The organism is Roseisolibacter sp. H3M3-2 (genome assembly GCF_029211165.1).
Lineage (GTDB): Bacteria > Gemmatimonadota > Gemmatimonadetes > Gemmatimonadales > Gemmatimonadaceae > Roseisolibacter.
This window is the reverse complement of record NZ_JARGEK010000058.1, coordinates 1-18,636: the sequence shown is the minus strand read 5'-3', so window position 1 is coordinate 18,636 and position 18,636 is coordinate 1. Positions and strand designations below refer to the sequence as shown.

The window sequence follows — 18,636 nt, the reverse complement described above, 5'->3', positions numbered from 1 at the left end:
ACCAGCGCCGCGCCGCCGCCGGCGGCGGGCGCGGCGCGGCCGTCGCCGCCGCACGCGGCGAGGGTGAGCGCGACCAGCGGCGCGACGAGCGGGCGGCGAGACATGAGGACCCTCCGGCGGCGGCCCACGGCACGGCCGCCGGTCGCCCGGAGGCCGCGACACGTATTGCGTCCGCGGCGCACGCGCGCAACGCTTTCGTTTCGGTCACGCGGCGCCGCCGCCGGCCTTGCGCGTGCCGGAAGGGGCGTCGATGATCCTCCACGTGACCGCCCCCCCCACCGCCGATCCCGCGGCCGGCCCCGCGCCGTCCGCCCCGCCCGCCCCCGCGGCCGCCGAGCCGTCCGACCTGGGCTTCGGGCGCGTCGTCGCGCAGGCGTCGCGCGGGCGCTTCCTCGACCACGACGGGACGCCGCGCGCGCACAAGTACGGCCTCGGCGCGCAGCGGCTGGAGCGCTTCTACCTCGAGGCGCTGAACGCCGGCTGGGCCCCGTTCCTCGGCTGGGGGCTGGGCGGGCTCCTGCTGCTCAACGGGATCTTCGCGCTCGCCTACCTGTCGCTCGGGCCGGCGGCCATCGCGGGGGCGGACTCGATCGGCATCGCCGACCCGTTCCTCCGCGCGCTCAGCTTCAGCGTCGGCGTGTTCACCACGACCGGCACCACGCCGATGTTCGCTGTCGGCGCGACCGCGCAGTGGCTGGTCGTGCTCGAGTCGTTCGTCGGGCCGACGGTGCTCGTGTCGGCCGGCGGGCTGCTGGTCGCGCGCCTCACGCGCCCGCGCATGCGCATCCGCTTCAGCGAGTCGGCGGTGATCGCGCCCTACGAGGGCGGACGCGGGCTGATGTTCCGCATCGTCAACGGGCAGCCGGGGGAGCTGAGCGACGTGCAGGTGCGCGTCAGCCTCTCGTGGTACGAGGACCAGGGCGGGCAGCGCCTGCGCGAGTTCCACCAGCTGGCGCTCGAGCGCACCTCGGTGGAGTTCTTCACGCTGCACTGGACGGTGGTGCACCCGATCACCCCCGAGAGCCCGCTGGCGGGGATCACCCCCGAGGCGCTGCGCGAGGCGGAGGCCGAGTTCCTGATCCTCGTCAGCGCGCACGAGGAGACGTTCTCGACCCGCGTCACGACGCGCGCGTCCTACACGTGGGACGAGGTCACGTGGGACGCGAAGTTCGCCAGCATCTTCGCCAACTCGTCGGACGGCGTGATGGCGATCGACGTGGAGCGGCTCGGGCGGCTCGACCGGCTGGAGCCGGGGACGACGTCGGCGCCGTCGGCGGTCGAGCGGCTGAAGGCGGGCTGACGCGGGCTCAGCGCGCGTGGCCCACGCCCGCGCGCACCGCCTCGAGGTCCAGCTCCTGCTCGAGGTCGCGCAGCACGTCGTCGGAGATCGCGCCCTCGTTGCGCAGCCGCACCAGCATGCGGCGCTCGGCGCGCAGCATCTCGGCGCGCAGGCGGCGGCGCCCCTCCGGCTCGCCGTCGTGGTGCTCGAGGATGCGCGCGCGGTCGCGCAGCTCGGAGCGCAGCCACGCCACGTCGGCGGCGTCCACCCACGGCTCGCGCGCCAGGTCCTCCAGCGTCTCGGCGCCGCGCCGCGCCGCCTCCAGGCGCGCCAGCCGCGCCTCGACGTGGTGCGTGCGCTCGGGGACGAAGCCGAACGCGCGGATGAGCGGCGCCAGCGTCAGCCCCTGCACGACCAGCGTCACGACGATGACGCACATCGTCAGGACGAGGATCTCCTCGCGGAACGGGAAGGGGCGCCCGTCGGCGAGGACGCGCGGCAGCGCCAGCGCGGTGGCCAGCGAGACGATGCCGCGCATGCTCGTCCACGACACCAGCGCCACCGGCTTCCAGCTCGGCATCGGGTCGCGGCGGCGCACGTCGCGGCTCACCCAGCGCGGGAGGAAGGTCGCCAGCGGGACCCAGACGAGGCGCACCGCGATCGTCACCGCCGCCACCGCGCCGCCGGCCAGCAGCAGCCGCCCGCGCTCCGCGTCGGGGACCCCGCCCATCAGCGTCCGGAACTCGACGCCGAGGATGAGGAAGATCATCGCGTTGAGCAGGAACACCGCGAGGTCCCACGTCTGCCGCGACTGGAGGCGCGACATCGGCGCCACCGCGGTGGAGAAGTGCCGGCGCAGGTGCAGCCCGCCGGCCACGCACGCCAGCACCGCCGAGACGTGGATCGACTCCGCCGCCAGCCAGGCGACGTACGGCGCGGCGAGGGCGAGCAGCGACTCGGCGAGCGGGTCGTCGGTGTAGCGCAGCAGGCGCAGGACGAGCCACGACACGGCGACGCCGAGCAGCACGCCGACGCCGGCGTCGACGAAGAAGCGCACCACCGACTCGCCCCAGCTGAAGTAGCCGGTCACCGCCGCCGTGACGGCCGAGCGGTAGAGGATCAGCGCCGACGCGTCGTTGACGAGGCTCTCCCCCTCGAGAATCACGACCACGCGGTGCGGCACCGGGAGGCGCGACACGATGGCCGCCGCCGCGACCGCGTCGGGCGGCGAGACGATGGCGCCGAGCGCGATCGCCACCGCCCACGACATGCCCGGGAAGAGGGCGCGGGCGACGAGGGCGACGGCGACGCTCGTGGCGAGCACCAGCCCGACGGCGAGCAGCGTGATCGGCCGCCGGTTCGCCTTGAAGTCGCGGAACGAGGTGAAGAACGCCGCCGCCCAGAGGATCGGCGGCAGGAAGACGAAGAAGACGACGTCCGGCTCGAGCTCCGGGATCGCGACGCCGGGGACGAGCCCCACGAGGAAGCCGGCGGCGACCTGCAGGATCGGCGTCGGGACCGGGAGCCGGCGCGCGAGCGCGGTCACCGCGACCACCACCGCCGCGAAGGCGATGGCGAGGACGATGGGCGGGAAGTGGGGCATCGGCGGGGGAATCTCCCGGGGCGCGGCGTCCGGGGCCAGGGCCGCCGATCGGGGCGTTTCGCCGGGGGCGCGCGGGCGGTAGCATTGCGGGTCCCCGCGCGTGTGCCCCCCGCCGCATCGCCCGCCGCATGTCCCGACCGCCGCTCCCCGTCGTCGCCCTGGCCGCGCTCGCGCTGGCCCGCCCCGCCGCCGCCCAGCCCCGCGGCGAGGACCCGCCGGTCGTCGGGCGCTGGGACCTCAAGGTGGCGCAGCCGGACGGCTCCACCGCGCCGTCGTGGTTCGAGGTGACGCGCTCCGGCTACACGGCGCTCGTCGGGCGGTTCGTGCACAACGTCGGGAGCGCGCGCCCGATCGGGAAGGTCGAGTGGGCCGACGGCACGTTCCGCTTCGCCGTCCCGCCGCAGTGGGAGCAGGGGGACGGCGACCTGCGCGTCGAGGGGCGCGTCGACGGCGCGGCGCTGCGCGGCACCTTCACCCTCCCCGACGGCTCGCGCCGCGAGTGGACGGCGACGCGCGCGCCGACCATGCGCCGCGCCGCGGCGCCGCGCTGGGGCACGCCGGTGCCGCTGTTCAACGGCCGCGACCTCGCCGGCTGGACGACGCAGGGGGGCGGCGAGAGCAAGTGGGCCGCCCGCGGCGGCGTGCTGGTCAACGCGGCCTCGGGCGCCAACCTGATGACGACCCGCACCTTCGACGACTTCAAGCTGTCGCTCGAGTTCCGCGTGCCGGAGAAGGGGAACAGCGGCGTCTACCTGCGCGGGCGCCACGAGGTGCAGGTCGAGGACAGCGGCACGAACCCCGAGCTGCAGTCGGTGAACGTCGGCGGCGTCTACGGCTTCCTGGTGCCGAGCGAGAACGCCTCGCGCCGCCCGGGCGAGTGGCAGCGCTTCGACATCACGCTCGTCGGCCGCCGCGTCACGGTGGTGCTGAACGGGCGCTCGGTCGTCGCCGACCAGGTGATCCCCGGCCCGACCGGCGGCGCGATCGACGCGGACGAGGGCGCGCCGGGGCCGATCCTGCTGCAGGGGGACCACACGGCGGTGGAGTTCCGGAACATCGTGGTCACGCCGGCGGTGACGTCGACGTCGGTGCGGAAGTAGTTCCTGCGACCTGCGAGCTGCGACCTGCGACCATCCGCGGTCCGGTCGCAGGTCGCAGCTCGCAGGTCGCAGGCGCAGCCCCCTCCCTCGCAGCACCTCCCGCCGATGCCCCCGCAGTCCTCCCCCCTCCGCGCGGCCTTCGCCGCCGCGTACCGGCGCCGCGTCGTCGCCGGGCTGGTCACCGCGCTCCTCGCGCTCGGCATCGGGACCAGCGCGGCGATGTTCTCGGTCGTGCGCGGCGTGCTGCTGCGCCCCCTCCCGTACCCGCGCGGCGAGGAGCTGGTGTGGGTGGCCGGCGCGATGCCGGCGCAGGGGGTGGACAACGCCGGCGTGTCGCTCCCGCGCTTCGAGCTGTACGCCGAGAACGCGCGCGCGCTGTCGTCGCTCGGCGCCTTCTGGAAGCAGGAGTTCTCGCTCACCGGCGTCGGCGAGGCGGAGCGGCTGCAGGGCGCGCGCGCGTCGCGCGACCTCTTCCGCACCCTCGGCGTGACGCCCGTGCTCGGCCGCGTCTTCACCGCCGAGGAGCAGGTGCCGGGGGGCGCGCTGGCGTGCATGCTCGGCGAGGGGCTGTGGCGCACGCGCTTCGGCGCGCAGCGCGACGTCGTCGGGCGCGCGATCACCGTCGACGGGGAGCCGTGCACCGTGGTGGGCGTGCTCCCGCCCGCGTTCACCGAGCCGCTCGGCGACGTGCAGCTGTGGATGCCGCGCGTGGCGGAGCCCGACCTGCTGCCGCCGCCGGCGGTGCAGGGGGGCGCCGGCTACCTCGGCGTGATCGGGCGGCTGCGCCCCGGCGCGACGCCCGAGCAGGGGCGCGCCGACCTGCAGCGCCTGTCGCTCGACTACCGCGCGCGGCAGGCGGACATGCGCGACGCCCCGTTCGACGCCGCGGTCACGCCGCTCGACCGGTACGTCACCGCCGACCTGCGCGGGAGCATCGTGCTGCTGTGGGCGGCCGGCGGCTTCGTCTTCCTCATCGCCTGCTTCAACGCCGGCAACCTGCTGCTGACGCGCGTGCTCGCCCGCCGCACCGAGTTCGGCGTGCGCGCCGCGCTCGGCGCGTCGCGCGGCGCGGTGGTGCGGCAGCTGCTCGGCGAGTCGCTGGCGCTGGCCGCGGCGAGCATCGCGCTCGGGCTGGTGCTGGCGTGGGCTGGGCTGCAGCTGGCGGCGCGGCTGACCGCCGAGGTGCTGCCGGCGACGCGCCCGCCGACGCTCGACCCGGCGGTGTGCGCGTTCGCGGCGGCGCTCGGGCTGCTCGCGGTCCTGCTCACGGCGCTCGGCCCGGCGCTGCGCGTCACGCGCACGCTGGAGGGGGGCGCGCTGGTGTCGACGTCGGTGCGCGGCACCGGGGTCGGGCGCGGCGCGGGGTGGTGGCGGCGCGCGCTGGTGGTGGGGCAGGTGGCGGTGTCGTTCGTGCTGCTCGCCGGCGCGCTGCAGCAGGCGCGCGAGCTGCTGCGCCTGCAGCGCATGGACCGCGGCTTCGCGCCCGACGGGCTGCTGACGTTCCAGGTCGCGCCGTCGTCGCCGCGCTACGCCGAGCCGGCGGCGCGCGCGGAGCTGTACCGCCGCGTCCGCGACGGGGTGGCCGCGCTCCCGGGCGTGCGCGCCGCCGGCGCGTCGCAGGCGCTCCCGGTGGGCGACGACCAGATGACGAGCTTCGTCCCCGAGGCCGAGCGCGCGCTCGAGATGGAGCGCCGCCCGAAGGCGCAGTTCCGCCTCGTCACCGCGGGCTACCTGGAGGCGCTCGGCGTCTCGCTGGTGCGCGGCCGGCTGCTGCGCGCGGAGGACGACGAGCGCGCGGTGCCGGCGGTGGTGGTCAGCGCGTCGCTCGCCGAGCGGCACCTGGGGGGGACGGACGTGGTGGGGCGGCGGCTGTTCGTGGGCGCCAACCCGGCCGCGCCGCCGCGCGAGATCGTGGGCGTGGTGGCCGACGTGCGCCCGCGGTGGGCCGAGGACGCGGCGGAGCCGGGGATCTACGTGCCGGCGGCGCAGATGCCGATCCGCCTCCCGCCGATGACGTACCTCGTGCGCGCCGCCGGCGGCGAGACCGACGCGCTGCACGCCGGGGTGCGCGAGCGCGTGCGCGCGGTCGACCCGGACCAGGCGGTGACGCGGCTGGTGGCGATGCCCGAGCTGTTCGCGCGCGGGCTGGCGGTGCCGCGGCTGCGCGCGTGGCTGATGCTGGGGCTCGCGGTGGTCGGGACGCTGCTCGCCTGCGTGGGCGTGTGGGCGGTGATGGCGCAGGCGGTGCTGGAGCGCGGCCGCGACCTGAGCGTGCGCCTCGCGCTCGGCGCGCCGGGGCGCGCGGTGGTGGGCGAGGTGGTGCGCGGCGGGCTGGCGATGAGCGCCGTCGGGCTCGCGCTCGGCGCGGCCGGGGCGCTGGCCGCGATGCGGCTGCTCGGCCGCGTGGTGGAGGGGGTGACGGCGCCCGACGCGCCGGTGCTGCTGGCGGCGGGAGGGCTGCTGCTGGTGGTGGCGTTCGCGGCGGCGTGGGTGCCGGCGCTGCGCGCGACGCGGATCCCGCCGTTCCGGGCGCTCGATCGGTAGGGCCCTGAACGGAGGGAAGGGCCTCAGTGACCGTGGCTCGCACCGGTCACAGAGGCCCTTCGCTGCGCTCAGGGCACCTTCACCCGTTCCGCTTCACGCGTGCGGCGCCCAGGCCGGCTGCCCCTGCGTGTACGGCGCGCAGGGCTCGTAGCGCCCCGGCGACTCCACGTACCGCTGCGCCTTCGTGCACCCGATCTCCGACGTGAAGAAGCCGAGCATCGTCAGCTCCTTCATCATGCGGAAGTAGTGCGCCGGCGCGTCGGCGGCCACCTGCCCGCTGGCGATGTCGCCGGTGCCCGCGTTCTCCTGCCGCTGGTCGGGGAGGTTCTTGTCGGCGGAGTCGCTGGCGGCGTCCTTGTTGGCGATCACCGTCGTCCCCTCGGGCGGCGCCTGCGGCCCCTGCTCGACGCGCTGGCCGCGCCGGGCCGCCGCCTCCTGCGCGCGGCCGCGCGCGTCCATGTACGCCTTCGCCTCCTGGTCGAGCGCCGTCAGCACCGCCAGCCGCTGCTGCGGCGTGGCCTGCATGAACGTGGTGTTGTGCGCCTTGCGCGTCGCCTCGTCCACCTTCCCGAGGCCGTCCAGGAAGACCTGCTGCTCGGGCGCGCGGTAGGTGTCGGTGACCATCAGCGCCATGAACGGGCCGGTGGCCGCGGCCTTGGCGCCCGGGCTCTTGGCGGTGGTCGGGAGGATCGTGTCGGCGATCTCGTCGAGCATCGCCACCTGGTCGGCGCTGAAGCGGCCGACCGCCTTGTAGCTCCCGTCGGCGGCGGCGGCCGGGCGGTCGCCGCGCTCGCACGCGGTGAGCAGCGACGTGCCGCCCACGAGCGCCACGCCGCCGAGCATCGCGCCCACGCGCCACACGGCCTCGCGGCGCGTGATCGCGGCCGGGGAGGGGGTCTGGGTGTCGTCGGTCATCGGGGCGGCGGTCAGAGGGACTGGCGCTTCAGCTCGTTCACGGCGAAGTCCGCCGCGCGCGCCGTGAGCGCCATGTAGGTGAGCGACGGGTTCACGCACGACGCGCTGGTCATGCACGCGCCGTCGGTGACGAACACGTTCGGCGCGTCCCACACCTGGTTGTTGCGGTTGAGGACCGAGTTCTTCGGGCTCGTCCCCATGCGCGCCGTCCCCATCTCGTGGATCCCCATGCCGGGGGCGTAGTCGCCGTCGTACACGCTCACGTCCTTGGCGCCCGACGCCTCCAGCATCTCCGCCATGTCGACGCCCATGTCCTTGCGCATCGCCAGCTCGTTCTCGCGGATCTGGCAGTCGAACGAGAGGACGGGGAGCCCCCACTTGTCCTTCTTGGTCTGGTCGAGCGTGACCTTGTTGTCGTGGTGCGGCAGCATCTCGCCGAACGCGGTCGCGCCCATGCGCCACTGCCCCGGCTCCGACGCCAGGTCCTTGAACTCGCCGCCGACGCCCAGCTCGGCCACCATGCGCGACCAGCCGTCGCGGCTGGCGCTCCCCTGGTAGCCGAAGCCGCGCACGTAGTCGCGCTTGTCGCGCCCCACGTTGCGGTAGCGCGGGATGTAGAAGCCCGCCGGGCGGCGCCCGTAGTAGTACTTGTCGTCGAACCCCTCGATCCGCCCCGACGCGCCGATGCGGAAGTGGTGGTCCATGAGGTTGTGCCCCAGCTCCCCCGACGACGAGCCGAGCCCGCCCGGCCACACGTCGGTGGCGGAGCGCATGAGCAGCCAGGTCGAGTTGAGCGCCGACGCGCACAGGAACACGACCTTCGCCGTGTAGTCCGTCTGCTCGTTGGAGAGCGCGTCGATCACGCGCACGCCGCTCGCGCGCTTGCGGTCCTTGTCGTACAGGACCTCGCTGACGATCGAGAACGGCTTGAGCGTCAGGCGCCCGGTGGCCGCGGCCGCCGGCAGCGTCGACGACTGCGTGCTGAAGTAGCCGCCGTACGGGCAGCCGAGCCAGCAGGCGTCGCGGTACTGGCAGGGGTTGCGGTGCGGCAGCTTGAGCGTGGCGTTGGCGACGCGCGAGTGGATCAGGTGGCGCGAGCCGCCGAAGCGCGCGGCGATCTTCTTGGCCGCGTCCTCCTCCACGCAGTTGAGCGGGATCGGCGGCATGAACTGGCCGTCGGGGAGGACGTCCAGCCCGTTGCGCGTCCCCGAGATCCCGGCGTGCTTCTCGACGTGGTCGTACCACGGCGCGATGTCGCGGTAGCGGATCGGCCAGTCGGTGCCGACCCCCTCGCGCGCGTTGGCCGCGAAGTCGATGTCGCCGTGGCGGTAGCTCTGCCGCCCCCACATCAGCGAGCGGCCGCCGACGTGGTAGCCGCGGTACCAGTCGAACCGCTTGACCTCCGTGTACGGCGAGTCCTTGTCGCTCGCCCACCAGTCGAGGTTCTTCTCGTTGAGCGGGTAGTCGCGCTTGAGGACGGGGTACAGCTCCTCCATCGCCACCGTGCGCCCGCCGCGGTGCGGGTACTGCCAGGGGCCCTTCGTGGCGTTCACGTAGTCCTTGATGTGCTCGACGTTCTTCCCCCGTTCGAGCATCAGGACCCGCAGACCCTTCTCGGTCAGCTCCTTGGCGGCCCAGCCGCCGGAGATCCCCGAGCCCACCACGATCGCGTCGTACTCCCTGCTGGACTGCACCTTGGCGTTCCTCCCTGGTTGGCGTGCGGGACGTCGCTGCCGCGAATATCGCCTCCGGGCGCCCCGTCCGCACCCCGCCCTGGTGCCGCCGCGCACGTCGGGCTAGGGTCCGTGCCATGCGCCGCCTCCTGACCGCCGCCCTCCTGGCCCTCGCCGCGCCGGCGGCCGCCCAGCCCGTCGCGCCGGCCGTGCCCGTCGCCCTCGCCGAGTACCAGGCGCGCCGCGACTCGCTCGCCGCCCGGCTCGGCGACGGCGTGGTCGTCGCCTTCGGCGCCCGCGAGCCGGTGGCGATCCACCAGTCGTTCCGCCAGCTCCCGGGCTTCGCCTACCTCACGAGCTTCGCCGAGCCCGACGCGGTGCTCGTGCTCCGGCTGCGGGGCGGGCGGGCGACGGGGAGCGTGTTCGTGCAGGTCCCCGACGCGCGCTACCAGCTCTACGTCGGGATCCCGGCCGACTCGGCGGCGGTGGCGCGCGAGACGGGGCTGGCGCGGCGCGACGTGGCGGCGCTCCGCCCGGCGCTCGACTCGCTCGCCCGCGCCGGCGTCCCCTTCCACGTGATCCGCGACGTCGGCTCGGGCGACGCCGCGGGGCGCGACACGGTGACGCTCGGCGCGTCGTTCGTGCGCGACCTGCAGCGCGCGCACCCCGCGCTGGTGGTGCGCGACGCCGCGCCGGCGCTGGACCGGCTGCGGGCGCGCAAGTCGCCCGCCGAGCTGGCGCTGCTGCGCCGAGCGATCGCCGCCACCGACAGCGCGCACGCGGCGGCGCTGCGCGCGGTGCGCCCCGGCGCCGTCGAGCGGCAGGTGCAGGGGGCGATCGAGGCGGCGTTCGTGCAGCACGGCGCCGAGGGGCCGTCGTTCGCCAGCATCGTCGGCTCGGGGCCGAACGCGACCACGCTCCACTACATGCGCAACGACCGGACGATGCGCGCCGGCGAGGTGGTGGTGATGGACGTCGGCGCGTCGTTCGGCGGCTACGCGGCCGACGTGACGCGCACGGTGCCGGTGAGCGGGCGCTTCACGCCGGAGCAGCGCGCCGTCTACCAGATCGTGCGCGACGCGCAGACCGCCGCCGAGCGCGCGGCGAAGGTCGGGGCCCCGTGGGCGGCGGCGCAGGCGGCGGCCGACTCGGTGGTGGCGCGCGGGCTCGCCCGCCTCGGCCTCATCGAGGGGCCGGACGCCGAGTTCGACGCGCCGTGGGCGGCGCAGTGCGCGGCCAGCGCGCGGCTGTGCAAGCAGTTCGCGCTCTTCCTCCCGCACGGGCTGGGGCACGGGATCGGGCTCGAGGTGCACGACCCGGCCATGTACTACTACGACGACCGCACGCTGCGCGACGGCGACGTGTTCACGATCGAGCCCGGGGTCTACGTGAACCCCGACGTGCTGAAGCTCCTCCCCGACACCCCGCGCAACCGCGCGCTGCTGGCCAGGGTCCGCCCGGCGGTGGAGCGGTACGCGAACACCGGCGTGCGCATCGAGGACGACTTCCTCGTGACGACGCGCGGGCTGGAGCGGCTGTCGCGGGCGCCGCGCGAGGCCGACGAGATCGAGGCGGCGATGGCCCGCGTGCGGGGCGTGGTGCCGTGAGGGCGGCGCGGGCGGGGGCGGCGCGCGCCGCCTGCGCGGCCGCCGCCTGCGCGCCGCCGGTGCGCAAGGACGCGCTCCCGGCGCGGCGCGACACCCTCGTCGAGGCGCCGCCCGAGGCGGCCGGGTTCGCCCCCGACCTCGGCGCGCGCCTCGACTCGGCGATGCGCGCGCTGGTCGCCGAGGCGCGCGTCCCCGGCGCGGTGCTGGCGGTGGGGCGCGGCGCGAAGCTCGTCTACCTGCGCGGCCACGGGACCACCGACTGGCGCCCCGGCGCGCCGCCGGCCGACGCGACGACGCTCTACGACCTCGCGTCGCTCACCAAGGTCGTCGCCACCACCACCGCGGCGATGACGCTCGCCGACGCCGGCCGCCTCGACCTCGACCGCCCGGTGCGCAGCTACGTGCCGGCGCTCGACGCGCGCGACAAGCGCGCCGTCACCGTGCGCCACCTGCTGACGCACCGCAGCGGGCTGGAGGCCGGCGCGCCGCTGTACGAGCGGGTGCGCGGCCGGGACGCCTACGTCGCCGCGATCAACGCGCGCCCGGCGCACGCGCCGGCGGGCACGTACACGGAGTACGGCGACTGGAACATGGTGCTCCTGCAGGCGGTGGTGGAGCGCGTGGCCGGCCGTCCGCTCGACGCCTACGCGCGCGACCGGATCTTCCGCCCGCTCGGCATGCGCGACGCGCGCTTCCGCCCCGACACCGCCGACGCCGCGCTGCGCCGCCGCGTCGCGCCCACCGACGTGGCGTGGGGCGTGGTGCACGACCCGAACGCGCGCGCGATGGGGGGCGTGTCGGGGCACGCGGGGCTGTTCGCGACGGCGCGCGACCTGGCCATCTTCGCGCAGGCCATGCTCAACGGGGGGCGCTACGGCGCCGCGCGCCTCGCCGAGCCGGCGACGGTCGCCCGCTGGACGAGCGCGCAGCGCGCCGACGACAGCCGCGCGCTCGGCTGGGACACCTCGCCGACCGCCAGCGGGGCGGGGGCGCACTTCTCGCCGCGCTCGTACGGGCACACCGGCTTCACCGGGACGTCGCTCTGGATCGACCCCGACCGCGACCTGTTCGTGGTGCTCCTCCTCCACCGCGTGCACCAGCGCGGGGAGAGCGTGGGGATCGGCGGGGCGCGGCGGCGGATCCACGACCTGATCCAGCAGGCGGTGCTGGACGAGCCGTGAGGAGCGACTAGCGGAGCCGCACCGCCGCGCCGAGTGTGGCGTCGACCGCGCGGGCGAGGTGGCGCGTCGGCTCCTCGGCGAACTCGAAGGCCGGAACGCGCTCGCGGCGGAAGCCGTGCGTGTCGACGCGGCCGAGGGTGACGCCGGCGCGGGCGCGCAGCGTCAAGCGGCCGCCGACGGCGTGCGACGCCGCGAGCGACGCCCGCGCGCTGGGCAGGTCGTAGCGGGAGGCCACCACGTCGTAGCGTCCGAGCCCGGGCGCGGCGAAGCCGACCGACGGCGCGAGGTCGGGCGCCCGCAGGAGCGCCAGCGACGCGCGCGTCCACCCGCCCGACAGCTCCGCGCCCACGCGCGTGCGCCGGCCCGGAGCCCAGACGTCGCGCCCGACGCCGCCGGTGAGGGCCACCACCGACGCGCCCCCCTCCCACCGCGCCTGGCTGCCGCCGGCGCCGGCGGCGCCGTACGCCTCGCTCCCGACGTCGAGCGCGTGGCGCGACGCCCAGCGCATCCCCTCGGCGTGGACGGTCCAGCCGTCGAGGCCGAGCGCGACGCGCGCGCCGACCCCTGGCCCGCCGTCCAGGCGCAGCCGCTCGTGCGAGACCACGCCGCCCCCGCCGCGCTCGGCGGGGATGGGCACGTCCACCCGATGACGGTACAGGTCGGACGCGCCGCGCCATCCGGCGAGCGGCTCGACGACGAGGCGGGGCGACTGGGCGCGCGCGGCGCCGGGAAGGACCAGGGTCAGCGCGGCGAGCGCCGTGCGGCAGAGGCTGGCAGACAGGTGCGGCATGCCCGGGGACGCACGCCGCCGCGCGGGGGCAACAGGTCATGCCGTCCTCTGACCGGCGCGGCGCTCGATCGTCAGAGACGGTACTGCCGTGCCCCCGCCCGGCCCCCGCCCCCCTCCGTGCCCCTCCCGCCACCGCCGCCGCGCCCCGCCTCGCGGGGCCGGCCCCTCCTCGTCGCCTGCCTCGCGGCCGGCGTGGTCGCCGCGTCGGTGGGCGGCGCGTTCGCCGCGGTCGGGCTCCGGGCGCGCGAGCGGGCGATGACGCGCGTCGTCCACACGGCCAACGTCCTCCGCGCGCTGGAGGAGGTCGAGGCGGGGGTGGCCCGGCGCGAGACGACGTACCGCGGCTTCCTCCTGACCTGGAATCCGGAGTACCTCGCGCGCGGCGACTCGGCGGCGCCGGCCGCCCGGCGCGCGGTGGCCCGCCTCGACTCGGCCACGCACCTCGACCGGGACCAGCACGTCGGCCTCGCCCGGATGGGCGCCCTGGTCGCCGACAAGCTCGACCACATGGACGAGGTGGTGGCGATCGCCCTGCGCCCCGACTCCGCGGGCGCGCTCGCCCTCGTGCGGACCGGGCTCGGCGAGCGGCTGTCGCGCGAGATCGCCGAGGTCCTCGACGCGGCGCGCGTCGGCGAGCGCGCGCGGCAGGGCGCCGCGGCGGGGGAGCCCGGGGTCGCCTCGCGGCAGCTGACCATCGGCCTGACGATCGCCGGCGGCGTCGCGCTGCTGGCGCTGGTGGGCGGGCTGGGGCCCGGGCGCGGCGCCGCGGCGCGCGCGCGGGCGGCGCTGGCCGAGGCCGACCGCGAGCGGCGGCGCCCGTCGGCGGTGCTCGAGGCGCTCCCCGTGGGCGTCGCGATCGCCGACCCGGGGGGCGAGGTCGTGACGATGGCCGGCGACCGGTCGCGGCGCTGGCCGACGTCGGAGAACCCCAGCGGGCGGGGGCACGTGCGGCAGGCCACCGACATCCCGGCGTGGGCGCGCGACACCGGCGAGCCGATCGCCATGGAGGACTGGCCCCTCCTGCAGACGCTCCGCACCGGCGAGCCGAGCGCGCGCGAGGTCGAGCTGCGCCCGGCGGGCGCGCCGCGGACGGTGCTGCAGATCGCCGCCGCCCCCATCCGCGACGGCGAGGGGCGGCTGGCGGGCGCGGTCGCCACCTGGACCGACCTCACCGAGCGCGTGGCGCTCGAGGAGGGGCTGCGGCAGGCGCGGAAGATGGAGGCCGTGGGGCAGCTGGCCGGCGGCGTGGCGCACGACTTCAACAACCTGCTCACGGTCATCTGCGGCAACCTCGAGTTCGTGACCGAGGACCTGTCGCCGCAGCACGCCGTGCAGGCGGACCTCGCCGAGATCCGGGCCGCGGCCGAGCGCGCGCGCGGGCTGGTGCGGCAGCTCCTCGCCTTCAGCCGCCGGCAGCCGGTCGTGCTGCGGCCGGTCGGGCTCGGCGAGCTGGTGCGCGGCGCGGAGCGGATGCTGCGGCGCGTCATCGGCGAGGAGATCGCGCTCGCCGTCCACGTGGCCGACGAGGGGCTGGTGGTGCGCGCCGACCCGGGACAGCTGGAGCAGGTGCTGCTCAACCTCGCCGTGAACGCCCGCGACGCGATGCTGCGCCCCGACGGCGACGGCGCCGCGGGGGGCACGCTCGCCATCGAGATCGACCGGGTGACGCTCGGCCCCGCCCAGGCGCGGCGGTGGGACGACGCGGCGCCGGGCGACTACGCGCGCCTCGTGGTGCGCGACACCGGGCGCGGGATGGACGACGCGACGCGCGCCCGCGCCTTCGAGCCCTTCTTCACGACCAAGGCGGTCGGGGCGGGGACGGGGCTGGGGCTGGCGACGGTGCACGGGATCGTGACGCAGGCCGGCGGCGCGATCCGCGTCGACAGCGCGCCGGGGGAGGGGGCGACCTTCACGGTCCTCCTCCCCGCGCTCGACGACGTGGCGCCCGAGCGGACGACCGGCGAGCACCCGGCGGCGCTCCCGCGGGCGCGCGGCACGGTGCTGCTGGTCGAGGACGAGGCCCCCGTCCGCACGACGGTCTGCCGCCTCCTGGAGCGTCAGGGGTACACGGTCCGCGAGGCGCGGCACGGCGCCGACGCGCTGCTGGTGTGGCGCGAGCACCGGCAGGCGATCGACGTCGTCGTCACCGACCTCCGCATGCCCGAGCTCGGCGGACGTGGCCTCATGCAGCGGCTGCGCGCCGAGGAGCCGGGGCTCCCGGTGGTGTACATGTCCGGCTACGCCGACGACGGCTTCGAGCTCGGCGACGGGGACCGGCAGGCGTTCGTCGCCAAGCCGTTCACCGCCGACGCGCTGCTCGGGGCGCTGGCGCGGGTGTGCCCGGCGCCGGGCGCCGCGATCGGCTAAGTTGTACGGTCCGTTGGCGTTCCGCCGCCGGTCGCACCCCGGAATCCTCCCCCCGCAGGTCCGCAGGTCCCCATGTCCGTGACGTTCCCCCCCGCCCCCGGCGCGTTCACCGCCGAGGGCGTTTCCCTGGTCGAGCGGATGCGCGCCGCCGCCGAGCTGCTGGAGACGCTGGTCGACGACCGCGCCCTTCTGGCCCAGGTCCCCGAGGCCGAGCGCACCCGCCTGCTGACCGCCGCCGGCCAGGTATCGCGCCCCGACGTGCACGAGCGCCGCCGCCTGCTCAAGGCGAGCAAGCGCCAGCGCAAGCAGGAGCGCGTGCAGCGCGCCGAGGCGGTGCTGATGGAGACGGGGATCCGCCGCCTGCGGCGCGAGCCCGTGTTCGACCCGTCGAAGCTGTTCGCGCCGGTTGGCGACGCGCCGCGCGAGGTCGACGAGGCGCCCGCATACGTCGAGTCGCACGAGACGCTCAACTGCTACGTGTGCAAGCGGGACTACACGCAGCTGCACCACTTCTACGACCAGATGTGTCCCCCGTGCGCGGAGCTGAACTTCCGCAAGCGCACGGAGACGGCCGACCTGTCGGGGCGCGTCGCGCTGCTCACCGGCGGGCGCGTGAAGATCGGCTACCAGGCGGGGCTCAAGCTGCTGCGCGCCGGCGCGTCGCTGATCGTCACCACGCGATTCCCGCGCGACTCGGCCGCGCGCTACGCCGAGGAGCCCGACTTCGCGGAGTGGGGGGACCGGCTCGAGGTCTTCGGGCTCGACCTGCGCCACACGCCCAGCGTCGAGGCGTTCTGCCAGCACCTGCTGGCGACGCGCGAGCGGCTCGACTTCATCGTCAACAACGCCTGCCAGACGGTCCGCCGCCCGCCCGAGTTCTACCAGCACATGATGGAGGGCGAGCTGGCGTCGCTGCACACCCTCCCCGCGCCGGCGCGCCGCCTGCTCGGCGCCTACGAGGGGCTGCGCGCCGAGCAGATGCTGCCGGCGGCGGCCGAGGCGACGCCGGCGCTCGCGGGCGCCGACGGGCTGACGCGCGCCGCGGCGCTGTCGCAGGTCGTGCTGCTCCCCGAGGAGCTCGAGGCGCGCGCGCACCTGTTCCCCGAGGGGGCGCTCGACCAGGACCTGCAGCAGGTGGACCTGCGCGACCGCAACTCGTGGCGCCTGCAGCTCGACGAGGTGTCGAGCGTGGAGCTGCTGGAGGTGCAGCTGGTGAACGCGGTCGCGCCGTTCCTGCTGAACGCGCGCCTCAAGCCGCTGATGACGCGCACGCCGGAGCGCGACAAGCACATCGTGAACGTGTCGGCGATGGAGGGGCAGTTCTACCGCCGCTTCAAGACGACGCGCCACCCGCACACGAACATGGCCAAGGCCGCGCTGAACATGATGACGCGCACCTCGGCGGCCGACTACGTGACGGCGGGGATCCACATGAACGCGGTGGACACCGGCTGGGTGACCGACGAGGACCCGGTCGAGCTGGCCGCCCGCAAGACGGCGGAGCACCGCTTCCACCCGCCGCTCGACATCGTCGACGGGGCGGCCCGGATCGTGGACCCGATCATCTCGGGGTTCAACACCGGGGAGCACACGTGGGGGATGTTCCTCAAGGACTACGCGCCGACGGACTGGTAGCCTTCCTCGGCGACTCCGACCCACGCGGTCGGGCGGGCCGAGCGCGGAGCGCCGAGCGCGGAGAGATCACCCTCTTGGCGCTCGGCGCTCGGCGCTTCGGGGGCCGCCGCGAACGGATCGTGAACACGTCGGTGCAAACCGCCGCCTCCTGTAGACTGTCTGAAGGAGACTCCGATGCCCGCCGCCCGCGCCGACCTCCTGCAGGGGACCCTCGAGATGCTGGTCCTCACCACGCTGACCCTCGAGCCGATGCACGGCTGGGGGATCTCGGTGCGCCTGCGGCAGATCTCGGGCGACGTGTTCGACGTCCAGCAGGGGTCGCTCTACCCGGCGCTGCAGCGGATGCTGCGCCGCGGGTGGATCCGGGCCGAGTGGCGGGCGTCGGAGCACAACCGCCGCGCGCGGTACTACCAGCTCACGCGGGAGGGGGAGCGGCAGCTCGCGGCCCAGCGGGCCGACTGGGCGCTCTCCTCGCGGGCGGTGGACCGGGTGCTCCGCTACGCCTTCCAGGGAGGGTGAGATGGCCTGGTACCACGAGGTCGGGGCCGCGGCGCGCGCGCTGGTGCGCCGCCGCGAGGACGAGCGCGACCTCGACGAGGAGGTGCGCTTCCACCTCGACATGGAGGCGCGGTCGCTCGAGCGCTCCGGGCTGAGCGCCGACGAGGCGCGGCGGCAGGCCCGGCGCGCCTTCGGGGGCGTGGACCGCTACAAGGAGGAGGTGCGCGACGAGCGCGGCACCCGCCCGGTCGAGGACCTGGCGCAGGACGCGCGGTTCGCGTGGCGCGCGCTGCGCCGCCGTCCGGCGCTCACCGCGATCGCGACGCTGACGCTGGCCCTCGGGATCGGCGCCACCACGGCGCTGTTCGGCGTGGTGAAGTCGGTGCTCCTGACGCCGCTGCCGTGGCGCGACCCGCAGTCGATCGCGGTCGTGTGGAGCGCGTGGAAGGGGTTCGAGCAGACGTGGCTGTCGTACGACGAGTGGGAGGGGTACCGCGCCGGCGTGCCGGCGTTCGCCGACGTCGCGATCTTCACCGACGGCGCGGCGACGCTCGGCGACGGGGAGCCGGAGCGCGTGCGCGCGGGGAACGTCGGCGAGAACCTGTTCCGCGTGCTCGGCGTGTCGCCGCAGCTCGGGCGCGGCTTCACCGCCGAGGAGGACCGGCCGAACGGGCCGCGCGTGGTGGTGCTGGGCCACGACCTCTGGCAGCGGCGCTACGGCGCCGACCCGGGGGTGGTGGGGCGCCGCATCCTCGTCGGCGGGCAGCCGACGACGGTGGTGGGCGTGATGCCGGCGGGGTTCCGCCTCCCGCTCGACTACGGCGCCGCGGGGGCGACGCAGCTCTGGCTGCCGCTGGCCACCGACGCCGCGCAGAACAACGCGACCGCCGGCCCCGCGTTCAACCCGAACGGCGGGAACCACGGGTACTACGGCGTCGCGCGCCTGCGCCCCGGCGCGACCAGCGCGCAGGCCGACCGCCAGCTGGCCGCCCTGCTGGCGCGCGTCGACGGGCAGGACGGCTACCAGATGCCGCCGCAGTTCCGCGCCTACACCGTCCCGGTCGAGGAGCAGATCACGCGGCGCGTGCGCCCGGTGCTGCTGGTCGTGTTCGCGGCGGTGGGGCTGGTGCTGCTGATCGCCTGCGCGAACGTGGCCGGGCTGCTGCTGGTGCGCGGCGAGCACCGGCGGCGCGAGATGGCGGTGCGCGTGGCGCTCGGCATCGGCGCGCCGCGGCTGGCGCGCCTCCTCCTGATGGAGAGCGCGATCCTGGCCGCGCTGGGGGGCGCGCTCGGCGTGGCGCTGGGCGTCGGCGGCGTGTGGCTGGTGCGCGCGACGGCGCCGGCGGGGCTGGCGCGCGTGGCCGACAGCCGCGTCGACCTGCCTGTGCTCGGCTTCCTCGTGCTCGCCACCGCCGCGTCGAGGCCGGCGGCGGGGACGCCGACC

General features: G+C 76.1%; 13 protein-coding genes. 9 read left to right on the top strand and 4 right to left on the bottom strand.

The features are described from left to right. The first annotated feature begins 262 nt into the window (after nt 1–262). Complete coding sequence (locus PYV61_RS07300; protein WP_275829874.1) at nt 263–1,300, top strand: hypothetical protein; 1,038 nt, start codon at nt 263–265, stop codon at nt 1,298–1,300. A 7-nt stretch (nt 1,301–1,307) separates the two neighbouring features. On the opposite strand, the gene PYV61_RS07295 is transcribed toward PYV61_RS07300, so the two are convergent. Then, a complete protein-coding gene (locus PYV61_RS07295; RefSeq protein WP_275829873.1) occupies nt 1,308–2,882 on the bottom strand; it encodes a Na+/H+ antiporter in 1,575 nt (524 codons plus the stop codon). 128 nt (nt 2,883–3,010) lie between these two features. Between PYV61_RS07295 and PYV61_RS07290 the strand changes: the two genes are divergently transcribed. Together PYV61_RS07290 and PYV61_RS07285 are read left to right on the top strand one after the other, a co-directional pair. Further along, a complete protein-coding gene (locus PYV61_RS07290; RefSeq protein WP_275829872.1) occupies nt 3,011–3,982 on the top strand; it encodes a DUF1080 domain-containing protein in 972 nt (323 codons plus the stop codon). A gap of 105 nt (nt 3,983–4,087) precedes the next feature. After that, on the top strand, nt 4,088–6,526 hold the full coding sequence (locus tag PYV61_RS07285; protein ID WP_275829871.1) for an ADOP family duplicated permease: 2,439 nt from the start codon (nt 4,088–4,090) through the stop codon (nt 6,524–6,526). Between the two features lie 93 nt (nt 6,527–6,619). Here PYV61_RS07285 and PYV61_RS07280 read toward each other — a convergent pair whose 3' ends face one another. Beyond that, nucleotides 6,620–7,441 (bottom strand): gluconate 2-dehydrogenase subunit 3 family protein, encoded by an 822-nt coding sequence (locus tag PYV61_RS07280; RefSeq protein WP_275829870.1) that lies wholly within the window; start codon nt 7,439–7,441, stop codon nt 6,620–6,622. A gap of 11 nt (nt 7,442–7,452) precedes the next feature. Beyond that, a complete protein-coding gene (locus PYV61_RS07275; RefSeq protein WP_275829869.1) occupies nt 7,453–9,135 on the bottom strand; it encodes a GMC family oxidoreductase in 1,683 nt (560 codons plus the stop codon). Nucleotides 9,136–9,251: 116 nt separating this feature from the next. Between PYV61_RS07275 and PYV61_RS07270 the strand changes: the two genes are divergently transcribed. Both PYV61_RS07270 and PYV61_RS07265 read left to right on the top strand, forming a co-directional pair. Further along, complete coding sequence (locus tag PYV61_RS07270; RefSeq protein ID WP_275829868.1) at nt 9,252–10,721, top strand: aminopeptidase P N-terminal domain-containing protein; 1,470 nt, start codon at nt 9,252–9,254, stop codon at nt 10,719–10,721. Further along, nucleotides 10,718–11,902 carry a serine hydrolase domain-containing protein gene (locus PYV61_RS07265; protein ID WP_275829867.1) on the top strand — a complete coding sequence of 395 codons (1,185 nt, stop codon included), beginning with the start codon at nt 10,718–10,720 and terminating at the stop codon, nt 11,900–11,902. The genes PYV61_RS07270 and PYV61_RS07265 overlap by 4 nt, the downstream gene beginning before the upstream one ends. Nucleotides 11,903–11,909: 7 nt before the next feature. Here the strand turns inward: PYV61_RS07265 and PYV61_RS07260 are convergent, their stop codons facing one another. After that, nucleotides 11,910–12,692 carry a hypothetical protein gene (locus PYV61_RS07260; RefSeq protein WP_275829866.1) on the bottom strand — a complete coding sequence of 261 codons (783 nt, stop codon included), beginning with the start codon at nt 12,690–12,692 and terminating at the stop codon, nt 11,910–11,912. A 117-nt stretch (nt 12,693–12,809) separates the two neighbouring features. On the opposite strand from PYV61_RS07260, the gene PYV61_RS07255 reads away from it, so the two are divergent. The 4 genes from PYV61_RS07255 to PYV61_RS07240 all read left to right on the top strand — a co-directional run. Beyond that, nucleotides 12,810–15,059, top strand: a complete 2,250-nt coding sequence (locus PYV61_RS07255) for a CHASE3 domain-containing protein (RefSeq protein WP_275829865.1) — start codon at nt 12,810–12,812, stop codon at nt 15,057–15,059. A gap of 72 nt (nt 15,060–15,131) precedes the next feature. After that, nucleotides 15,132–16,694, top strand: coding sequence for an SDR family oxidoreductase (locus tag PYV61_RS07250; RefSeq protein WP_275829863.1), 1,563 nt, complete (start codon nt 15,132–15,134; stop codon nt 16,692–16,694). 174 nt (nt 16,695–16,868) lie between these two features. Beyond that, complete coding sequence (locus PYV61_RS07245) at nt 16,869–17,213, top strand: PadR family transcriptional regulator (protein ID WP_275829861.1); 345 nt, start codon at nt 16,869–16,871, stop codon at nt 17,211–17,213. 1 nt (nt 17,214) lies between these two features. Beyond that, the coding region (locus PYV61_RS07240) for an ABC transporter permease (protein WP_275829859.1) at nt 17,215–18,636 on the top strand (1,422 nt) is incomplete at its 3' end.